The 21,909-nt window shown below is 43.6% G+C and carries 18 protein-coding genes; 10 read left to right on the top strand and 8 right to left on the bottom strand.

Features of this window, described 5'->3' with window-relative positions; all coding sequences use genetic code 11:
- Nucleotides 1–98 precede the first annotated feature (98 nt).
- Together NB463_RS04450 and tyrS are read left to right on the top strand one after the other, a co-directional pair.
- Nucleotides 99–905, top strand: coding sequence for a response regulator transcription factor (locus tag NB463_RS04450; RefSeq protein ID WP_258431908.1), 807 nt, complete (start codon nt 99–101; stop codon nt 903–905).
- An 82-nt stretch (nt 906–987) separates the two neighbouring features.
- Nucleotides 988–2,247, top strand: coding sequence for a tyrosine--tRNA ligase (gene tyrS / locus NB463_RS04445; protein WP_258431907.1), 1,260 nt, complete (start codon nt 988–990; stop codon nt 2,245–2,247).
- A gap of 78 nt (nt 2,248–2,325) precedes the next feature.
- Here the strand turns inward: tyrS and NB463_RS04440 are convergent, their stop codons facing one another.
- Nucleotides 2,326–2,685 carry a DUF6559 family protein gene (locus NB463_RS04440; protein WP_258431906.1) on the bottom strand — a complete coding sequence of 120 codons (360 nt, stop codon included), beginning with the start codon at nt 2,683–2,685 and terminating at the stop codon, nt 2,326–2,328.
- Between the two features lie 167 nt (nt 2,686–2,852).
- Between NB463_RS04440 and NB463_RS04435 the strand changes: the two genes are divergently transcribed.
- The gene (locus NB463_RS04435) at nt 2,853–3,107 is read left to right on the top strand and encodes a hypothetical protein (RefSeq protein WP_005373837.1); all 255 of its coding nucleotides are present in this window, start codon (nt 2,853–2,855) and stop codon (nt 3,105–3,107) included.
- Between the two features lie 101 nt (nt 3,108–3,208).
- Here NB463_RS04435 and NB463_RS04430 read toward each other — a convergent pair whose 3' ends face one another.
- Nucleotides 3,209–5,617 (bottom strand): beta-mannosidase, encoded by a 2,409-nt coding sequence (locus NB463_RS04430; RefSeq protein ID WP_258431905.1) that lies wholly within the window; start codon nt 5,615–5,617, stop codon nt 3,209–3,211.
- A 303-nt stretch (nt 5,618–5,920) separates the two neighbouring features.
- On the opposite strand from NB463_RS04430, the gene NB463_RS04425 reads away from it, so the two are divergent.
- The gene (locus NB463_RS04425; RefSeq protein WP_005373846.1) at nt 5,921–7,507 is read left to right on the top strand and encodes a BCCT family transporter; all 1,587 of its coding nucleotides are present in this window, start codon (nt 5,921–5,923) and stop codon (nt 7,505–7,507) included.
- A gap of 62 nt (nt 7,508–7,569) precedes the next feature.
- On the opposite strand, the gene NB463_RS04420 is transcribed toward NB463_RS04425, so the two are convergent.
- The gene (locus NB463_RS04420; RefSeq protein ID WP_046873801.1) at nt 7,570–8,298 is read right to left on the bottom strand and encodes a UTRA domain-containing protein; all 729 of its coding nucleotides are present in this window, start codon (nt 8,296–8,298) and stop codon (nt 7,570–7,572) included.
- Between the two features lie 211 nt (nt 8,299–8,509).
- On the opposite strand from NB463_RS04420, the gene NB463_RS04415 reads away from it, so the two are divergent.
- Genes NB463_RS04415 through NB463_RS04390 form a run of 6 tightly spaced genes read left to right on the top strand, consistent with a single transcriptional unit; the run spans nt 8,510 to nt 13,770 of the window.
- On the top strand, nt 8,510–9,577 hold the full coding sequence (locus NB463_RS04415; protein ID WP_258431904.1) for an ABC transporter substrate-binding protein: 1,068 nt from the start codon (nt 8,510–8,512) through the stop codon (nt 9,575–9,577).
- A gap of 12 nt (nt 9,578–9,589) precedes the next feature.
- Nucleotides 9,590–10,414, top strand: coding sequence for an alkaline phosphatase family protein (locus tag NB463_RS04410; protein ID WP_145534429.1), 825 nt, complete (start codon nt 9,590–9,592; stop codon nt 10,412–10,414).
- On the top strand, nt 10,411–11,301 hold the full coding sequence (locus tag NB463_RS04405) for an ABC transporter permease (protein WP_258431903.1): 891 nt from the start codon (nt 10,411–10,413) through the stop codon (nt 11,299–11,301). Before NB463_RS04410 ends, NB463_RS04405 begins: the two co-directional genes overlap by 4 nt.
- Nucleotides 11,302–11,303: 2 nt before the next feature.
- A complete protein-coding gene (locus tag NB463_RS04400) occupies nt 11,304–12,092 on the top strand; it encodes an ABC transporter permease (protein WP_258431902.1) in 789 nt (262 codons plus the stop codon).
- Nucleotides 12,089–13,108: an ABC transporter ATP-binding protein gene (locus NB463_RS04395; protein ID WP_258431901.1), complete on the top strand. Its 1,020-nt coding sequence runs from the start codon at nt 12,089–12,091 to the stop codon at nt 13,106–13,108. The genes NB463_RS04400 and NB463_RS04395 overlap by 4 nt, the downstream gene beginning before the upstream one ends.
- Before the next feature lie 2 nt (nt 13,109–13,110).
- On the top strand, nt 13,111–13,770 hold the full coding sequence (locus tag NB463_RS04390) for an HAD family hydrolase (RefSeq protein WP_258431900.1): 660 nt from the start codon (nt 13,111–13,113) through the stop codon (nt 13,768–13,770).
- 534 nt (nt 13,771–14,304) lie between these two features.
- On the opposite strand, the gene NB463_RS04385 is transcribed toward NB463_RS04390, so the two are convergent.
- From NB463_RS04385 to NB463_RS04365, 5 genes are all read right to left on the bottom strand, one after another.
- Complete coding sequence (locus tag NB463_RS04385) at nt 14,305–15,138, bottom strand: DNAase (RefSeq protein WP_258431899.1); 834 nt, start codon at nt 15,136–15,138, stop codon at nt 14,305–14,307.
- Between the two features lie 4 nt (nt 15,139–15,142).
- Nucleotides 15,143–16,363, bottom strand: coding sequence for an alpha/beta hydrolase (locus NB463_RS04380; protein ID WP_258431898.1), 1,221 nt, complete (start codon nt 16,361–16,363; stop codon nt 15,143–15,145).
- A 410-nt stretch (nt 16,364–16,773) separates the two neighbouring features.
- The gene (locus NB463_RS04375; protein ID WP_046873807.1) at nt 16,774–17,040 is read right to left on the bottom strand and encodes a hypothetical protein; all 267 of its coding nucleotides are present in this window, start codon (nt 17,038–17,040) and stop codon (nt 16,774–16,776) included.
- A gap of 342 nt (nt 17,041–17,382) precedes the next feature.
- Complete coding sequence (locus tag NB463_RS04370; RefSeq protein WP_258431897.1) at nt 17,383–20,535, bottom strand: efflux RND transporter permease subunit; 3,153 nt, start codon at nt 20,533–20,535, stop codon at nt 17,383–17,385.
- A gap of 13 nt (nt 20,536–20,548) precedes the next feature.
- Nucleotides 20,549–21,706: an efflux RND transporter periplasmic adaptor subunit gene (locus NB463_RS04365; RefSeq protein WP_258515969.1), complete on the bottom strand. Its 1,158-nt coding sequence runs from the start codon at nt 21,704–21,706 to the stop codon at nt 20,549–20,551.
- Nucleotides 21,707–21,909: the final 203 nt, after the last annotated feature.

The following is a 21,909-nucleotide window of genomic DNA, read 5'->3' as shown; positions in this document are numbered from 1 at the left end:
ACTTTCTCATGGGAAGTCACCAGAAGATGGTGACTTCCCTTTCTCGTTGGATGGCTTTTCGTTATGCTTGCCCAAAACCATCTGCGATTCGGTATCCCATGCCTGACAATAACTTTAATAATCTGCTGGCAGAAGCAATTTCTGCTCTTAATACGCCTAACTTTACTCCTAAGCTTATGCGTGTCATTCGCACTCTTTTTCATTTTGATTGCGCGGTTATTTTAGGTTATCGAGAAGGTAAACATCCTATTTATCTCTACGACTCGATTGAGAACGAGCGAGAATTACTTTTTCAACGCTACCTTACTGACTCATTTCAAAATGACCCTTTTTTTCTCAAACTAAACGAGACAAAACAACAAGGCATATTTACGCTCAAAGACGTGGCGCGTAAAGGCGTTGACTTCACCTCATACTGCGAGCAGTTCTACCATCAGACAGGGTGGAAAGACGAACTGAGCATGCTAGTCGAAGTCGAACCTGGCCGTTGGGTCATGCTGTACTTCGGGTATATGAATGATGGAAAATACTTTTCTCAGCAACAAATCAATAAGATAAAGCCCTATTTCCCGATAATTCAGTCGCTTTGTCAGCAGCATTGGAAACAAACGGAATTTACCTTTTCTGAGCCTGTTTTTGCACAGAGTGCTTATTCTGGCAGTATGCGATTAGCCATTGAGCAAGCTTTAGCAACGTTTGGCGTAGAATCACTCACCCGTCGCGAACAAGAGGTGGCTTCGCTTCTCGCTCAAGGGTTTGACACCAAAGAAATTGCCGCGCGGTTACACTTAGTTCAAGGCACGGTCAAAAATCATCGAAAGCGAATTTACTCGCAATTAAATGTGTCTTCATTGAGTGAGTTATTCCAGCTTTTCCTCAATCACCTCATTCTCCATTCAAGATAAAAAACTGTCCCTTAAGGGATATATCGAGAAAAGGTGTCGCGTTTTAGTCTGAATGTAACAACCACTAAGACAGAAAAAAAGAATGACGACACCATTACTGCAAGATTTACAAGATCGTGGCTTGATTGCACAAGCCAGCGATTTGGAAGAAATTCAGACACTTCTCTCACAGCCACAAACCGTTTACTGCGGCTTCGATCCTACAGCTGGCAGCTTGCATATCGGCCACCTCGTGCCTTTGATTATGCTTAAGCGCTTTCAAGATGCCGGACACCAAGCTGTTGCCTTGATTGGCGGTGCAACGGGCATGATTGGCGACCCAAGCTTTAAAGCGACTGAGCGCAGTCTGAACTCAGAGGAAATCGTCTCAGGCTGGGTTAACGATCTTTCTAATCAAATTCAGCAGTTGATGAACCACCAACTGACCAAGCCGATGATCATGGTGAACAACGCTGACTGGATGAAAGCGATCAATGTGATCGACTTCTTCCGCGATGTGGGTAAGCACTTCTCGATCAATACTATGATCAACCGAGAATCGGTAAAACAACGCCTGCAACGCCCTGACCAAGGTATCTCCTTCACCGAATTTAGCTACGCTCTGCTGCAATCGTACGATTTTGCCGAGCTAAACCGTCAATACGGTTGCCGTTTGCAAATCGGTGGCAATGACCAATGGGGGAACATCGTCAGTGGGATCGATTTAACTCGTCGCCAAAATGGTGAGCAAGTATTTGGCTTAACTCTGCCGCTGATCACCAAATCCGATGGCACCAAATTTGGCAAAACTGAAGGTGGTGCAGTATGGCTAGATCCTAGCAAAACCTCTCCTTACGCCTTCTACCAGTTCTGGCTTGGCGCAGAAGACGCCGACGTTTACCACTTCTTGCGTTACTACACGTTCTTGAGCTGCGAAGAAATTGCCAGCATTGAAGCGCAAGACCAAGCAAGCCAAGGCAAGCCACAAGCACAACGTATTCTCGCTGAAGAAATGACGCGATTTGTTCATGGCGAAGACGGCCTATCTAGTGCCGAGCGCATCACTCAAGCACTGTTCAGCGGTAATGTGCAACAACTGAGTTTGGGTGAATTAAAACAGTTGGAGTTAGATGGTTTACCAAGCATTGAGAGCACACAACAAGATTTGGTTGAACTATTGATTGAGTCGGGCTTAGCAAGCTCGAAACGTGTTGCGCGCGAACACATCAGCAACAACGCCATCAGTGTAAACGGTGAAAAAGTGTCGGCTGATAACCCGAGTTTAAGCTTCCCACTGTTTGACCAATACTGGTTACTGCAACGCGGTAAAAAGCACTTCTGCCTCGTAAAGCGTGCCGCTTAACAAAGCATCGGAGTGACACCTCACAAGGCAAAGTGATATAGCGAGTTAACTGACAAGACTTTATAAGGTTAGCTCGCTCTAGTATCGGCTGTGCATACCAAAATGATGAGACATTCCATCTTCCATTCGGCCGCCTTTCCAGCCACCAGCACCGAATAAATTAAGCACATCTTGAGCGGTATAATCGGCACCAGAAAAGAAATCATGCGCCACATCAGAGCGGATGGCTTGCAACTCTGGTTGGTTTTCCAAATCAAGATCTTGCGGATTCGCATATAATGCCAACGCAATTTTTTGTTGGCACGCGCTTAACTCGCTGGTGCTCGTCTTTACCTGACCAACCGAAAAGTACTCACGACTGCCGTATCCCACCACCAATCTGGTACTCATTAGTTTAATCACTTTCTTAATGCGGCGACGTTGTATAAATCTCAACATGTTTTGTTATTCCTGTATTAAGTTGGCTATGGTCGTATTCTTTTGTTCGAATTAAAACACTCTGTTTTATCCGCGAAATTTCTCTAGCGCTTTTCGCGATGATCGGTTGTATAATACGATTCTGAAATATTTTGTTACGTTACCTCGGTAACCCCTGAGACTGCAACATGAACAACAGCAGATGGGTCGGCTTTATAGGCGGCACGATTGTCTTACTTAGTACCTTTATCCTCTTCGGCTCTTCCGTCCACTCTGCTTGGTACCGAATCCCTGCGGAAGCCATTCATGGTATCGCCTTCACTCTGGCTTTTGGTTTAGGGTTAAACAGCCTACTGGCGTACGCGACGGCAATGATTACTCTTGCTGCACTATTCTACATTGGCTTTGTCGTTAGCTATCGGGTCCATCAGAAACTTAAATAGTCTTCTGTCTCAACCTGAGCTTAATAACGGATACTTGGTAACTAAAAAGGGAGCAAACGCTCCCTTTTTAGTTGTCAGCATGTAGATGTTCTATACCCGCTTTAATCATTAAGGTGGTATACCCTCAACGACTGCTGCATACCTGAAACATGCTCACCTAAATACTCAACCGTCATTGGAACGTTGACCAACAGAGTAAAACTGGAGTCACTGAATCTTCCATCAGCATCACTCTCCAAATGAACAAAAAACGCAGGCTTATCCGCAATCAATGTAATTCGCCTCCCTTCAATAGAGACACCAATATTGGCTTTCGCTATCGGCAAGGTTTTTAGCTCGTGAGTACTAAACCATGTGTTGCTTATTCTGTCTTCACCAATTTGCGCTTCAACATAGAAGAAGCCTGACGTAAGTTCATCCTTCTCGATCAATTCATCCAATTGCCACAAAATCGTATTGCTGTCTGCTATGACCGTTTGTTCTAAGCTCCAACATTGCTTTTCTTCCCCTTGCCAATCTACCCACTTGAGCAGTGCGTTGACGCTTGCGGGCTCTTTGGCATCATTGAGCAAATGCAGGCTCAACTTGCCTGTATGCTCGGAAAATACCAAATACTGCGGCGCAAAAAAGCGTTTTGCATGGTAGTGCAACTGCTTCCAACGACCACTGTATTCCAAGCTAGACCAAGAACTGACAGGCCAGTTGTCGTTGAGTTGCCAGTACAGCATGCCGCGGCAAACTGGAGAAATGGCACGCCAATGATCGCACGCAATTTTGATCGCGATTGCCTGCTGAACTTGGCTTAAATACAGCATGTTCTCGAATCCAGAGGGAAAACGGAAATAACGCGTGAACATCTCTGTGATGATACTGTTACCACGAGGATTCTTCTGATGTTGTTCAAAGGTTAGTGACGTTATATTCCAATCTTGCTCCGGGACAAACTGCTTAACTTCTGCAAAAGATGGCCAAGATTGAAAACCAAACTCAGAGCAAAAACGAGGATTCACGTCAAGGTAGGCACTGAATGATTTTCCTGAATGCCAAACGTCCCAAAAGTGCATATCGCCTTTACTATCATCATGCCACGCGTCACCGAAATCCAGTTCACCATTACACGGGGAACTTGGCCAGAAACGACGAGCGCTATCGTGCTCAGTAGTCACCTGCTCAATCATGCGGTTGAGGCGATCGTAGTTAACCGTGTATTTGACTTTGTTGTGCTTGGATTCTTCATACCAACCAATGGCACCAATCACTTCATTGTCACCACACCAAAGTGCTATTGATGGGTGCTCTTTAAGCCTAGGGATTTGGTATCGAAGCTCATCTTCGACCTCTTTTAAGAAGTCATTATCAGATGGGTACAGTGAAGATGCGAACATCATGTCTTGCCACACCAACAAGCCAAGTTCATCACAAAGGTTATAAAAGGTTTCACTCTCATACTGACCACCGCCCCATACCCGAATCATGTTCATGTTAGCATCAACCGCACTTTGCAAAAGGTTGCGATAACGTGTTTCGCATTCTCGCCCCGGCATTGCGTCAACAGGGATCCAGTTGGCACCTTTGGCATTAATTGGTACGCCATTGACGATGAATTCCATCGCAGAGCCATGTTCATCAGCTTGGTTATTTAGGGTTAACTGACGCAAACCAACGTTGCGCGTTAACTTTTGCTCTCTGCAAGAAATGGTAATGGGGTAAAGATAAGCTTCGCCATAACCCGATGGCCACCAGCGTTGAGGCTCCGAAATGTGGAACTGGCAATGATAGTGACCACTTCCTTTTGTTTGAATGCATTGACGCTCACCATTAAATTCAACAATCAGTTCATGGCGTTGACTGTCCGTTTCCACTTCAACTAATACATCAAGAAACACACTCTCATCGGCTTGCCATTGCTGCTCTGTCGAAAAGCCTTTGAGCCAAAGCTCATTCACAATGTCGATTTGAATGGGGTCGTAAATACCCGATACCATCAAACAAATGCCCCAATCCCATCCTGAATGACATTGCGTTTTTCGGATCAAATTCATATGCGGAATTTGATTATTTCCCATTGCGGAAGGGATTGGGAAAGGCAATTTTTTAGCACGTTCCACACCTTCTATATCGACTCTTGCGAATTGAACAAGAACAGTATTTATGCCCTGTTTTAAATAAGGTTTGATATCAACTCGTTGTTGAGTAAACATGTTGCTGCAAGTTAGTGCTAACTCACCATTAATATAGAAGGTTGCCAAGGTATCGACACGAGTTAGCGTCATCCAAACTTGCTTGGCAGACAACGTAAACGCGTCGACTTCAAACTCACGCGAGATATGCCACTCACACTCTTCAATCCATCGAACTTTGTTTTCATTATCGGCAAAATAAGGATCTGGAATCTGCTCTGCTTGTAAAAGCGCCGACACATTATCGCCCGGAATAAACATTGGAATTTCAAGATCGGGACGCTGTGGCGAGATAAGCATCCACTGCCCGTTAAGTTCGAAGTGAGCCATTGAGTTAAACCTTAGCTTGGGAAAAACATGTTTTCTCAATGTAATCCTGATAATCCCATACAAAAACAAGGGAAATGTTAATTACATACGAAATGCGGTGCATTTCACGTAAAAACTCTTTCTTTTGATCTCTACCCAAAAATCAGCAACTTGGCTAACCTGTTAAAAATTAATCGAAATCTAAGGTTATATTTGCAACTTCGACATGTTAACATCATCGGCTTTTTGAACATCCTCACACTTTTCGTCGAAACGATGTGAGGGGAAATGCACGGCTTCATAGCCCTAAAAAGCGAAGTAATTATGTCAAATATGACGAATGCCGCCTCCCACACAGCGCCTATTCAGGATGCTGACTATTCTGCTATTCATCCCCCATCTCTACTCAAGCGCCTCGAACTCACCAATCCTGTCTTTTGGTTAAGTGGTAGCTTCCTCACTCTATTCGTTTTACTTGCCCTAACGAATACCGACTCTCTAACCGCAATGGTTAACACCGGCTTCGGCTTTGCTACTAAATATTTCGGAGCTTACTGGCAAGTACTGCTTCTTCTGAATTTCCTAATTGGTTTGGCTCTTGCGTTTGGTCGCACTGGTTATGTGCGTCTAGGTGGTCTAGCGAAACCTGATATTGATAACTTTAAGTGGTTGTCAATCGTACTCTGTACTCTACTTGCAGGTGGTGGTGTGTTCTGGGCCGCTGCTGAGCCTATCGCGCACTTTGTGACTGCTCCGCCTCTATACGGGGAAGCCTCACCGAAAACTGCCGCAATCAATGCCCTATCTCAGTCTTTTATGCACTGGGGCTTCTTAGCTTGGGCGATCCTTGGTGGTCTATCTTCCATTGTCTTAATGCACTTGCATTACGATAAAGGCCTGCCTCTTAAGCCGCGTACTCTGCTTTACCCTGTGTTTGGTGATAAAGCCATTAAAGGCTGGATTGGTGATGTTGCTGACGCATGTAGCATCATTGCAGTAGCAGCAGGAACCATCGGTCCTATCGGCTTCTTAGGTTTACAAATTAGCTACGCGCTAAATTCATTGTTTGGCCTGCCAGATACGTTCGTAACGCAAAGTATGGTTATTATGGCGGCGATCCTGATGTATACCCTTTCCGCACTGAGCGGTTTGAGCAAGGGTATTCAAATCGTCAGTCGTTACAACATCATTTTGTCTGTACTATTAATTGGTTACATCCTGTTCTTCGGGCCGACAAGCTTTATCGTTGATGGCTACGTGCAAGGCGTTGGTCGTATGGTGGATAACTTCTTCCCTATGGCACTTTACCGTGGTGATACAGGCTGGCTAAGTTGGTGGACAGTATTCTTCTGGGGTTGGTTTATCGGTTATGGCCCAATGATGGCGATCTTTATTGCTCGTATCTCTCGTGGTCGTACAATTCGCCAATTAATCATGTCTATTAGCATCGCGGCACCGCTGATTACTTGCTTCTGGTTTAGTATCGTTGGTGGCAGTGGCCTTGCGTTTGAACTTGATAACCCTGGTTTGATTTCATCTGCGTTTGAAGGCTTTAACTTGCCTGCAGCACTGCTAGCGATTACTGGTGAATTACCTTACCCAATGATCATTTCGGTTCTGTTCCTGATCTTAACGACAACATTTATCGTGACGACGGGTGACTCGATGACTTACACAATCAGTGTAGTGATGACGGGCTCAACAGAACCAAACGCAGTGATTCGCTCGTTCTGGGGTCTGATTATGGGTATTGTCGCTATTGCGCTTATCTCAATGGGCTCTGGTGGTATTTCTGCATTGCAGTCTTTCATTGTAATTACTGCCGTGCCTGTGTCTTTCATTTTGCTGCCAAGCATTTGGAAAGCACCCGGCATTGCAAGCAGAATGGCGAAAGAGCAAGGCCTCGTTTAAACCGCCTCTCTAACCAATATGCGAAAAAGAGCCCTTCATTGGGCTCTTTTTAATTCTGCGCTTTATCCTACGCTATCAATGCGAATCATCACTGCATCTGGACGCCAATACTCGAATTCGCAGTCCATTAATTTGCCATCTTGTTTGTAGTTTACTCGACGAATTTTCAGGACGGGTTGTCCTTCAGCTAGGTTCAACGCCTTAGCGACATGAGCAGGCGCTGACGTTGGAATCACATCAAAACGAGAGCGCTTTGTCTCGTAGCCATACTTCTCACGATAAATACCTGTCAGTGACATGGTGAGGTTCTCGGACAATATACCTTCAAACAGTGCTGCTTTGAGTATATTTTCAACAAACAATACCGCTCGCCCATCAATAAAACGTAACCGTTCAATCACATAAATTGGGGTAATTCGCTCAACCTCTAACGATTTTGCATACTCACCTGCGGCCATTTCACTTCGTACGTTGAGTAATTTGGTTTCCGCAATACGATGCTGCTCTCTAATCATTTGATGGAAGTGAGAACGAGACAACGGGTTATAACAGATCCGCTCTGGAGATACATACCAACCACGACGCTCTTCTCGATAGATCAGGCCTTCAGTTTCTAAAGACACCAACGCATCTTTGATAGTGATTCGAGTCGTAGAAAACAGCTCACTGAGCTCCCTTTCTGATGGCAGTTTTTGTCCTTCAGACATGATGCCGGAAAGAATCTGCTGCTTTAAGCTGCTTCTAATTTTTCCTAATTGGGTACCAAATTGGCTGGTGCCTGTCGCTCTCATTCTGATCTAGTCCAACGATAATTTGGATGAACAACATAAGGCGTGTAAGTAACAAAAATATGACATTAATCAACAGAACACATATTGAGCGTATGAAATATAAGTGCCATAGAAATTAATAAAAACTGTCAAATTACTTGCTCTAAATCGTCACATTCCATCCATAGCATACAAAGCGAACTTACTGACCTAGTCCAGAAGGATGGAGACAATGAAAACTTTGCTAAGTCGTTCAATTACTGCACCAGCGGCAATCATCGCGGTAACGCTTGCAGCACCAACAGTAGCGAAAGAAGCCGATATTGAGTCATTGGTTACCGCAGCACAAAAAGAAGGGGCGGTTTACAGTGTAGGTATGCCTGACAGTTGGGCGAACTGGAAAGACACTTGGGCTGATTTAAAGTCAAATTACAACCTTAAGCACCAAGACACGGATATGAGCTCGGCTCAAGAAATCGCAAAATTCGAAGCTGAGAAGAAAAACGCGACCGCAGACATTGGTGACGTAGGCTTTGCCTTCGCACGTGTAGCGGTTAAAAAAGGCGTCACTCAGCCATACAAACCAACAACTTGGAATGACATTCCAGATTGGGCAAAAGACGAAGATGGTCATTGGGCACTTGCTTACACTGGCACTATTTCTTTTATCTCCAACAATAACCTCGTAAAAGACGCGCCAAAAACGTGGGATGACCTATTAAAAGGCGACTACAAAGTGACCGTAGGTGACGTCGGCGTAGCAGCACAGGCAAACAACGCGATTCTCGCCGCAGCGTTCGCCAACGGTGGGGACGAATCCAACCTCAAGCCTGCGCTCAAGTTCTTTTCTGAACTCGCGAAGCAAGGTCGTCTTTCATTTACTGATCCGAACATCGCCAACCTAGAAAAAGGCGAAGTGGAAGTGGCGATCATGTGGGACTTCAATGCGTTGAACTACCGCGACAAAATTGACCGCAACCGCTTTACAGTGAGCATTCCTCAAGATGGCTCTGTGATTTCTGGTTATACAACCATAATCAATAAATATGCGAAGAACCCTAATGCAGCAAAGCTTGCTCGTGAGTACATCTTCAGCGATCAAGGGCAAATCAACTTAGCAGAAGGTTATGCGCGTCCAATCCGAACCAACATCACACTGCCTCAAGCAGTGCAAGACAAGCTAATTGCTAACGACCAATACAGCAATGTTCACCCAGTGACTGACTTCTCAGCTTGGGAAAAGTCCGCGCGTAAGCTGCCACGTCAATGGCAAGAAAGTGTCTTAATCCACCAGCAATAAGAGTAAGTCGTTATGAGCAATAAGGTCATCCTTGTTGTTCTAGATGGACTGAACTATCAGGTAGCCCGTGATTGCATGGGCTACCTCAATGGTCTTCTAGAACAAAGTCGTTCCCAACAAGAAACTCGCGCAACGCTTTATCCTGTGCAGTGTGAGCTGCCCTCTATGTCTCGCCCACTTTATGAGTGCATTTTAACGGGCGTTCGCCCTGTAGAAAGCGGCATCGTAAACAACAATATCGTTCGTCTATCCAAACACGATTCCATTTTCAGTTTGGCAAAAGCCCAAGGCAAAGTGACCGCTGCGGCTGCCTACCACTGGGTAAGTGAGCTTTATAATCGCGCACCATTTGAACCTGTTCGCGATCGTTTCACGCATGATGAAACCTTGAATATCCAACACGGCTGCTTTTACCATTGGGATCATTATCCTGATGAAGCCTTGTTCCTGGATGCAGAGTATTTACGTCGCAACTATCAACCTGATTTCTTACTGATCCATCCGATGAATATCGACGATACAGGACATAAGTTTGGCCTAGACTCTCGTCAATACCGCAATTGTACGCGAGGTGCAGACATTATTCTTTCCAACTACATCGAACAATGGCTTGCTGATGGGTATCAAATCATTGTGACCAGCGATCATGGCATGAACAACGATCTTTCTCATGGTGGGATTTTACCTGAAGAGCGAGAAGTTCCCCTGTTTGTCATTGGTGATAAGTTTACCCATCAAGATTGTCATATTAAGCAAACTGATATTTGTGGCACCGTTTGTCAATTGCTAAACCTTGACCACACGAAGCCATACACTCAGGAATTGTTAGCACTATGAGCAGTTCTGTCCTCTCCCCAAGCTCTAGCGAATCACGCTCAAATTTGGCAAGTACTTGGTTAAAGCGCTTTAACCCAGCCATTTGGTTAGTGCCTTTCGCGCTGTTTTTCTACCTATTTCAACTCGCACCTATGATTTGGGTACTGTTAAACAGCTTTATCTACGATGGCGAGTTTGCCTTAGATAACTACATTGAAGTGCTCGACTCCGCCTTTATGATGCAGGCGTTTGGCAACAGCTTGTGGTTAGCTGTGTGGTCGAGCATTTTTGGCTTAGCCATTGCGACTTTGTTGGTATCTTCTCTACGCAGAGTCGATTCTAAAGTCCGCGACGGTGTGATTGCGTTTACGAACATGAGCAGCAACTTTGCAGGCGTACCTTTGTCATTCGCTTTTATTATTATTTTAGGCACCAATGGGGCAATTACCCTTTTGCTCAAGCAGTATGGCTTACTCGGTGATTTCGACCTTTATGGTAAATGGGGCCTACTGGCCATTTATATCTACTTCCAAATCCCGCTGGCGGTGTTGTTGCTCTACCCTGCGTTCGACGCGTTGAGTGATGATTGGCAAGCAGCCGCTGCGCTACTAGGTGCCAAAACATCACAGTATTGGGCGAAAGTCGCTCTGCCAGTGCTCTCACCAGCCTTGTTCGGTACCTTTATTATCTTAATAGCCAACGCGATTGGCGCATATGCGAGTGTTTATGCGTTGACCTCCGGTAACTATAACGTCATCACAATTCGAATCGCGAGTCTGGTATCGGGAGACCTGTTCCTTGAACCGAATCTCGCCGCTGCGATTTCGGTGATTCTAATGGCGTTACTTGCCTTTATCACAGTGATTAACCAATGGCTCATTTCGAAAAGCTATGCAGGTAGGAAGTAGTCATGCACAATGTTAATACTCGATTCCATAAAACGGTGGTTTACTCCATTGTTGGGATCATGCTCATCCCGATTTTAGCGACCTTTGTCTATTCGCTTTCATCACGCTGGGGCGCCACGGTGCTTCCGGATGGTTTCACTTTTGATTGGTACGTTAAATTGCTGACCGACCCACGTTTTTTGCAAGCGTTTGGGCGTTCGCTGTTTATTTGTATTGCTTCGCTAACCCTCAGTGTGCTTCTGGTTCTGCCAGCGATATTCGTGGTGTTTTACTACTTCCCGAAGCTCGATAAGCTCATGAACGTACTAATTTTGCTACCATTCGCTGTACCACCAGTGGTGTCATCCGTTGGCTTGCTTCAACTTTATGCTGACAGTGAAATATCTCTTATCGGTACCCCTTGGATTTTAATAGGCACTTACTTCACCATCGCGTTACCGTTCATGTATCGTGCGATTTCAAATAGCTTCGAAGCAATTAACCTCAATGATTTAATGGACGCGGCACACTTACTAGGGGCAAGCACAACCAAAGCGTTCTTGATGGTCATTTTACCTAACCTCAAAAAAGGGCTGATGGCATCGCTTTTCCTTTCATTTTCATTTCTACTGGGAGAGTTTGTGTTCGCCAATATTTTGGTCGGCACACGTTATGAAACCTTGCAAATCTACTTGTATAACATGCGTCAGACAAGCGGCCACTTCACGTCTGCCTTAGTGATGACCTACTTCCCATTTATTTTTTTCCTGACTTGGTTGGCAAGTCGTTTCAGCCGAGGAGTCAAACAATGAGCTACGTCACTGCGAAAAATCTGACTAAACGTTTTGGTGATAACACCGTATTTGAGGACATTCACTTTAACATCGAGCGAGGTGAATTCATTACGCTTTTGGGCCCTAGCGGTTGTGGTAAATCGACGCTACTTCGCAGCCTTGCAGGGCTTAACCCTGTCGATGGCGGCGAGATTTGGGTAAACGGAGAAGATATCACGCATCAAGTCCCGCAAGAGCGTGGTATTGGGATGGTCTTTCAATCGTATGCACTGTTTCCCAATATGACCGTTGAAGGCAACATTGCATTTGGCTTAAAAATGAAAAAGCTTGCGAATGATGATATTCGACGTGAAGTAGCTAAAGTCATCAAACTGGTGGACCTGGCAGGTAAAGAAAAACACTATCCGCATCAACTTTCTGGCGGTCAGCGCCAGCGTGTCGCACTCGCCCGAGCGTTGGTGGTGAAACCTCGTATATTATTGCTTGATGAGCCACTTTCTGCGCTTGATGCCAAAATCCGCAAACATCTTCGTCAGCAAATCCGAGATATTCAGAAAGAAATGAATCTCACCACTATCTTCGTAACTCATGACCAAGAAGAGGCGATGATTATGTCTGATCGTATCTTCCTAATGAGTAAAGGGGAAATTGTTCAAGCAGGAACACCTGAAGAAATTTATACTCATCCTGCTAACGAGTTTGTGGCCGGTTTCATGGGACACTACAACCTTGTAGAGGCCAATAAAGCCAAGCAACTCTTCAATATTGATACCGAATGGAAAGTAGCGATTCGCCCAGAGTCTATATATGTAAAAGAGCAAGGTCGTCAATATGATAGCCACATCTCAGCGCCACAAGTAGGTACGATCACCAACCACCAGCTTCTAGGTAATGTTATTCGCTATCAAGTGAACGTTGAAGAGTGTGAGCTCACTGTTGACTTGCTTAACCGCTCTTCAGAGCGCTTACTAGCGAATGGCAGCCAACTAGAGCTACTCTTTAACCTAAACGAAATTCAACCAGTGAGAGCCTAAACATGTCCAAACCTTTGTATGTTTTTGATATGGATGAAACCCTAATAAACGCTGACTGCGCAATGATTTGGAACGAGTTTATGGTTGAGAGAGGCATCGCGACTGATCCTTTATTTATTAAGGAAGATCAGCGTCTAATGGCCTTGTACTCCGAAGGCAAAATGGACATGGAAGATTACCTAGCATTCTCCATGAAGCCACTAGAAAACATGCCGATTGAAGAAGTAAACGCCTTGGTTGAAGAATGTGTTGAAAGCCATATTCTGACTAAACAGTTTCCTCAAGCTAAAACATTGATTGAGCAACTGTCTCGTGATGGTATAGATATGGTTATCATCTCTGCCAGCGTCACTTTTTTGGTGGAAGCCGTTGGTCGCCGTCTTAATATTCCAACCGCACTCGGCATCGATTTAATCGAGAAAGACAACCGTTATACCGCAGAAATCAACGGTGTCCCTAGTTATCGTGAAGGTAAAGTCACGCGCTTAAAACAGTGGCTAGAAAATCAGCCTGAGCCTTATTCTGAAATCCATTTCTATACCGATTCAATCAACGATTTGCCTTTATGTGAATACGCAGATTACACCTACCTGGTAAATCCATGCCCACGCCTAAAAGAACACGCGAATCGATCAAACTGGACACTATTACGTTGGAATTAGCCTTCGGTCTTTATAGCAATAAAGGGCAGCTAACTGCTGCTCTTTTCCTTTAATTGCCTGGTTATACGTGAACTCAAATTTGAGACCATCGAAAACTAAAACACATAAGTAACAAAATGGCGCGACTTGTGTCAAATTATTAAAAACAATGAAGATTTAGCAGCGTGATATGACAAGATTTATATAACTAAAATGGATAAATAAAGGGCCATCTATATCTCATGATGTATTCAAATTCGACAGTCAAGCATTCCAGGAACAATAGAACAACATATTCGCAATCCAGACTAACGATAATGAAAACATTGATTGAAGAATTAACATTTTAACAATCGTTGCAACAATGTTAACTTTAGCTCCGTTGGTCGCGCTGGTGGTAAGCCTCTCACCAAGCCTATTGTCAGTTTTATATGGACGTTCGACCACCTCCAAAATGAATAGACACCCAATTTGGTGCCCTTTATTACGCCCGCAGAGGAAATTCTTTGCGGGCTTTTTTCTTTAAGTTGAAAGTCAGAGCGCACAGGATCAATTCTATTTGGTCAATCTCTCTACCTTGGAGGTAGTATACGAATCAACAAGCGGAGACAACTCTAGTAACTCTAACACCTTTTTCTCAAAGGTTTCATCAGCACTTCTCACCCAATCTAAAAACTTTTTTTGAGCAAACATAGGCTCGATTTCGTATAAAAACTCGATACTAAAGTAAAACTCATTTTTGATATGCAAATTGTAAACTCTTCGATAGTCCCTCTTATACTCCAAGTTACCTTCTACGTATTTTGAGTACGTTTTCTCTCCAACATCAATAGCCTGGCATTTAATTGGGGGGTAGCCGCGAAGAAACTCTCCTACGAGAAATTCTTCTTTCGCTCTCTTTTTTTCTTCGCTTATCGGCTTTAATCCCCAGCGATGATTTGCGTAATCGATAGCATCATTCATCATCTCTGTATGATCTCCTTTCTTAGATCCTTCAGGAGACTCTAGAGCATGATAAAACTCCACATACTCTTTTTCTATGAATGAAGACAATTGATTGACGGAACTAATATCCTCATTGGCAGACTTGATCCTTAGCCTAATATATAAACCACCTTGTTTATTTATAGGTAATAGAGGGTTTAATATTTTTTTTTGAAATGAGAAATAAATAGAAGCCAATTTTATTAACTTTTCATGCCGTTCTTCTTTTGAGTCAACATCGAATTGTTTTAACTCCACAAGATCTTGGTATACATGCCCTTCATATATATTGTTCGGACACTCAAATGACAATACTAACTCATCTATCTGGAATACATTATGTAGCAAGTTTGAAAAATCTGGCTTTCCTCGAAAGCCATCTTTACAAGTTTTAATAAGGCCCATATTTCTAACTCTTATTCTTTAAATATGCATCAATATCTTTTAAACGTTTACTAGCCATATTAGTACCAGACATCATCAGTTGTCGTCGATAGGATTCAACACCAAAATAGGGTAATGTATGTGGGCTCTCTGTGACCTCTCCATTCATCACCAATCCCAAGAATTTACAACAACGAACGAGACTACTTGCCGATAATGGAGTTTGTCTCGCAGCAATATTTGGGACAATATCAAAGGGATTCGTTCGGGTTTTATTGTAGTTTATCTTCAAACCAAGATGCTGTGCGTTTTTTCCTATCTTCGTTGTATTGGCCCCTCCTGCGTGCACCACAACTTGTTGATTCAATAGTTTTAAGCTCGGATTCTTTTTCCTTACATATTCAAGCGCAGAGTTAAAAATAATGGCACCTTGACTATGTACTGTCCATTTCACTTGTTTACCCTGCTCTGCACATTGTTTCATTACTGCTGCTAGGTGTTGAGCATTGTGCGAAGTAAAACGAGTTTTGTCATAAACACATTCAATAAGATCCAGCTTCGCATTATCAGAAGGGTTGTGAAACAACGTATACTCTGTTGGCTTATCTTCTTTATATGCCACCTGCGTATGTACTCCCATCAGTGTCGCCGCTTTCTCATAATCATTCAGCATTCCATTTACCGTAGCATGAAGCGTATTGACTTGGTGAGTTACTTGAGCTTTAGTGTGGTCCCACTCAGCCAACAATAACTTTGCTTCGTCATTGTTCTGCACCCCATTATACTCACCATTTTTACCTGTTTCTTTCTTCACATGATACATTTGGGTTCTTTGATGTGAATGCTTAAAAATAGACTTACCATGCAATTGTCGATCAAAAGCTATATCATGAATTACAACTTTCCCGTCTCTAAGGATACAAGTTAATAAATAATGATAATTTTTGAAGGGATACCTAGTTCGAAATATTCGAAGCAATGGATTACGTTTGTGTCTAACTACAGACGGTGTGCTTGGGTTAGATGAAAGAAAATACATTTCTTTGACAACTTGCTTCTGATCATATTCATTCAGAGACGCAAGCATGATGAGGGATTGTCTTGATAAGTATAGTTTTTTATTGCTAAAGAGTGTAGCTGAAAGTCTCACTCTTCCATGTAAGAATTGTTCAATCTCATTAACCGACTTATTACTTAGCCCAATATAATCAAAAGCCTCTTTCCTTTCAATAAACTCCCAAGTCATTACGAATCCCTCTTCAAATAAAAGTGAGGCATATACTAAGGTATTATTAAGGTCAACAAGGAGACTAGATCTTTCTGAATTTCAAATATATAGCATCGCCTCCAATTTAATGAAATCAACAATTTTAAAAATTACATTCATCCCCATATCGATGATAAATCACTAGATATATACACCTATTGATACGAAGGTTAAGTGCCTTAAGTCACGTTTGAAACAAGAGACATTTAATCATGAACTACCAATTATTGGGGGAACGTACCCATAGATACTAATTATACAGTATACCTTTAACAAAAAAGCCAGCCTTAAAAGGCTGGCAAGTAGAGCAACAAGGTCAGTGCTTACTGCTAACTAGCACTGAACTCGTATTGGATTCATTTTCGTCTGTTAGTCTCTTTTATCGGCGGTTATGACTTGCTTGCTTTCTCTTTGTGGCACGTTACCTTTACTAACTGTTCTTGCTCATCTTTAATGTTTTTCACGATACGCTCATCGCGTGCGTGGATGGCATCCATATTCATTTGCTGAATATCTGCTACAGCTTCATGCTTCATTTCAGAAAAGTCCTGACGTAAATCTGAGCTCCACTCCTCTTTGTCTAAAGTGTTAGCAGCAGCGATTGGTGATGACATTACAACAATAAGACTTAGAGTAGATAGAAATACGCTTTTCATAATAAGCTCCTTGAGGATTAGCAGTTCGTTTTAGTTACAATTTATATATTGCACATACGATGCCAACTTTTATTTTGTTATTTTTCAATAACTTAACCAAGACCATATATTCATCATTATCTCCATCTGGTAAATTTCGCTAACCAAGTGTTAAATTAACCAAGGAAATCAAACACGCAAAAGGTATTCATAAAAAGAATAACTTATCAGGAGATTTTCTCGCTGTTCTTTCATCGAATAAATTACGTAACAACCCACTCTAGAACTGCTTTGAATCAAAATACAGAAATAAAAAAGCAGCCCGAAGGCTGCTCCTAATCATTAACATCAAGCTTGTTAACTCTATGTATTTACTTCAACGCTCGACGTCACTGGCGACTTTCTGAAACGATTGATAAAGCGATGAACAAACCCCTTAATCGATCTGAAAATATTTTTAATATCTTCAAGCATTAAATACAAACAAGGCACCAGCACTAAAGTCAGAACCGTTGCGTACAACACCGCAAAGCCCAAAGCTACAGCCATTGGTATGACAAAACGCGCCTGCAAGCTCGTTTCAAACATAATCGGCAATACACCCGCAAACGTCGTTATTGAGGTGAGCGTGATCGCTCGAAAGCGTGCACAGCCCGCTTCAACCACCGCTTGTTTGATGTTCATACCCTTTTCTCTCACTTGGTTTACGTAATCTGTCATAACTAGAGAGTCGTTGATAACCACGCCAGCAGCGGCGATCAAACCAAATGTCGACATCATACTGATATCCAAACCTAGCCAGAAGTGGCCCCAAATCGCCCCCGTCAGACTAAATGGAATGACTGACATTACAATCAAAGGTTGGGTATAACTTTTTAACGGTACGGCTAACAAGATGTAGACGATGATCATGCCTGCAATAAAGAACAGAATCTGTTCATTACGCTGCGCTGCTTGCTCTTCAATATCACCACCCAATTCCGTTTTCACACTCGGGAAGACTTGCTTCATGTCCGGTAAGATATTGTCGTCGATGACCTTCACGACTTCTTGAGGTTCAACCAATTCTTCGTCTATCGAACCATAGACATAAACGGTTTGATACCCGCCTTCACGTCGAATGCTACTCACGCCCGGCTGCTCGTTGATCTTCACCACATCACCCAGCATGACCTTCTTACCTGCTGGCGTGGTAATCACAGCGTAACGTAATGATGAAAATGCTTCACGTGTCAGTTGCGGGTAACGCACCATAACTTTGATTTCTTCACCATCACGAATAAGACGCTGTGCTTCACCACCGTAGAAGCTGCCACCCACTTGCTCTGCGATCATGGTGAGATCCAGTCCGAGATCGTACGCTACAGGCGCAAGAGAAAGGAGCACTTCTTTGCTTCCTGAATCAATAGAAGATGAAATATCGTATAACCCTTCTTCCTGCTGTAAACGCTCTATCAAGTAACGCCCAGCCTCGTTCAATTCATTAATATTAGAACCAAACAGCAAGTAACCAAACTCATCTCTGTCACCGCCACCCGCGCTCTGCTCGCGGATTTTGATGCTCTTCATTCCAGGAATAACTGGCATAGCTTCACGCCAACGTCGAGCAAGTTCAAATGTATTGAACGGGCGTAATTCCTCATCAACCAATGGCACCAAAACACGGCCTTCGGTACGGCTTCTGTTGTATGAAAGCACATCACGAATCATGCCTTGACCATGTTCTGCGATGGTCTCTGATTCAATTTTTTGCATCACACGTTCGATGGTCTTGAGAGCGCTGATTGTCTGCTCGCTTGAAACGGTATCGTTCATTTCAATAGTGATCGCAGGATAGTCAGTAGGCACTTTAGGGTTAGGGATCACCCGAACATAATTCGCGTTGATCAAAGCCGCGCTGATCAGCAGTAAACCGCAAAACACAGCAAACACTGTCCAGCGCCAATGCGTACATGTCGTGACAAAGTTACGATACGTACCGTTTACAAAGCCAAAAAAACGTTGGTTAAATCGGTCACGCCAGCCACCAGGTTTAACTGGCTTAAAGTGAGTATGTGCAAGGTGAGCAGGAAGGATTAACTTCGATTCAATCAAACTAAAGATCAAACAAAGAATCACAACACCCGCGATACCATAGAAGAAAGCACTATCAATACCGCTAGACAACAAGAAAGGGGCAAACACGGCAATTGTGGTTAAAACACCAAAAGTAGCTGGCGTGGCAACACGTTTTACGCCGCGAACCACATTTTCGACGCCACCGCCTTTTTCTTCAATTTCGCTGTAGGCGCTCTCTCCCATCACGATGGCGTCATCGACCACAATACCGAGCACCATAATGAAGGCAAAAAGAGATACGATGTTTACCGTGATCCCTAATGCAGGCATCATCATCACCGCGCCAAGAAAACATACTGGCAGCCCAATCATTACCCACATTGCCAAGCGAAAGCGCAAGAAAATGGTCAGCATGATCGCCACTAGAACTGCGCCTTGCAGCAAGTTTTTCAACATCATGTCGAGACGACCATTTAAATAATAGGTCGTATCCACTAAGACTTTGAGCTTAACGTCCTGCGGTAATGTCTTATTTTTTGCTTCGATATAATTACGAACAGACTCGGCAACAGGGATAATGTTCTGATCGCGAGTCGCTTCAACAGACATGTAGATCGCATTTTGCCCTGAGTACTCAAAGTAGCGCTCTTCTTCCGTAAAGCCATCTTTGATCGTGGCGATATCTTGCAGTAAAACCTTCGCACCATTTGCGCCAAGCTTTACAGGAATATTCCTAAATTCATCACCACGGTAGTACTGATTTTCAATCCTTACTGCGATCATCCCTGAGTTTGTTTTGACTTCGCCCGCAGAAAAGTTGGCAGAATAACGACTGATCGCGCTGCTGATATCGCTCAACGTCAAGTCGTATTTACGAAGAACGAGTGGATCAACTTCAATCGCTATCTCTTCCTCTGGTGCACTCAAATACACCAACATGACATTTTTGAGTTGAAGTAATTCATCCTCGACTTGCTTAGCAATGGGTTTGAGCTCTTCAAGCGGTCGGTCCCCAACTAACCCCATTTCTATCACATCTTGACGCCACTCAACTTGGTAGACATTGATCGGTTCCATACCGGCAGGTAAGTTGGATAGAGTATCAATGCGTTGATTTACATCATCCAAGACACGCTTGATATCAGCATTAACGTCTACCTCGATAGAGACATACGCGCTACCTCTAGAGGCCGTTGAGACCGTTTTTTTAATCCCGGTGACATCTTTAATCGATTCCTCAACCTTAACGAGAATGCTTTCTTCAATTTCTTGAGGAGAAGCACCAGGATAAGTCGCACGAACATCAATGTAGTTCACCTCAATGTTCGGAAACATCTGCCTTTGAATAAAGAGAAAACTCACCACACCCATGATGATGATGAACACCATCAAAAGGTTGGCAGCGACGGGGTTATTCGCAAAATAAGCAATTAAGCCCTTTTGTTTAGTATCTTCCATGACAAACTCCTACTTACTGTACGACGGTTTCGGAGTCGTCACTCTTTTTTGCGATTTGTACCGCCATGCCTTTTTGAGGGTACTCCGGCAAGGTAAGTACCAACTTATCACTTTGCTCTAAGCCTTCCCCCACGAGTAAAAACTCACCTTCTGCTCTCAAGACCGTTACCGTCCGAGGTTGAAGTTGATTCTCACCATTCACTACCCATACCGTGCGATTTTTGACTAATTCCTGTGGCAGGCGATAGATATGCTTTAGCTCCTTACCTGTGAAGCTCACTTCAACGTAGGAGCCAAATTTAATTGGAGGCTGCTGATTATCGACACCATATGGGTCAGCGATTTGAATGACCATGTTAATCATTCGGGTAGCGCTATCAATCATGCCTAAATCACGAACCACTCGACCTTCTCTAGTGGTAGAGAATACACCTTGCTGCGTCACTGTCGCAGTGAGCTCACCAATGGATTCGGGTAAAAATGCACTATCAAAACCGGCGATTGGTACGTGCACCTCCGCCACTTCAATGTTGTTTAGCGTGGCAACTCGAGAGCCCGATGTGACAAATTGACCAACACCAATATCACGCTCAACAACCAGCGCATCGTAAGGTGCAACGACTTTGCAATTTTCTAAATCTCTTTTTGCTCGTTTGAGTGCTGCTTGAGCCGACTTCACTTGCGCTTGCGCGCTCAAAACGTGAGGCTTACGTAAATACAGGTCTGTCACTTGCTTATCGCTCAGTCTCTTGGCCTGGCGTTTTGCCACTTCCGCTTTGGCTTGCTCCTCAATTAAGCTCGCACGTGCGCTAGCTAAATTGGCTTCGGCTTGCAAAACCGACGCTTCGTAGTTGTCACTTTCAATCGTGAACAGTACTTCTCCTCGTTTCACGATCCCACCCGTTACAAAATTAGGGTGCCAACTTATCACTTCACCACTGACTTGCGCGGAAAGGTGTGTTTTTTCAAAAGGGACTAACTCACCATGGCTGGTTATCACCACTTTATGATCGGTAAGAAAAAGAGAAGAAGCCTGAACGGTAGGCTCTGTAATGGCATCTTTGGTTGACTCTTTTTCCGGAGCTGTCGCGGCGATTGCGGCATATCCTGCATAAGAGCCACCAACGACAACGAAAGGTAAAAGCCAACGTAATACGGGTTTTGCTAACATCGAAAATCCTTTTTTATTGTTGTTTTCATCACCATGCTTTTATTAAATCTTTGACTCCCTGTAAGCATGATGGTGAGGGAATTACATTTGAATAGACGTCAAAGCAGCGCGTACCTTGCTTTTTCGGTTGCTAACTACAGAGTTATTGCCAATTCAAAGTTAATAAAATTAACAAAAAATTAACCAACTTCGCAAGTTGCCCT

The organism is Vibrio sp. RM-41-2B (assembly GCF_024744415.1).
Taxonomy (GTDB): Bacteria; Pseudomonadota; Gammaproteobacteria; order Enterobacterales; family Vibrionaceae; genus Vibrio; species Vibrio diabolicus.
The sequence above is the reverse complement of the archived record's forward strand: the minus strand, read 5'-3'. Positions and strand labels throughout refer to the sequence as shown.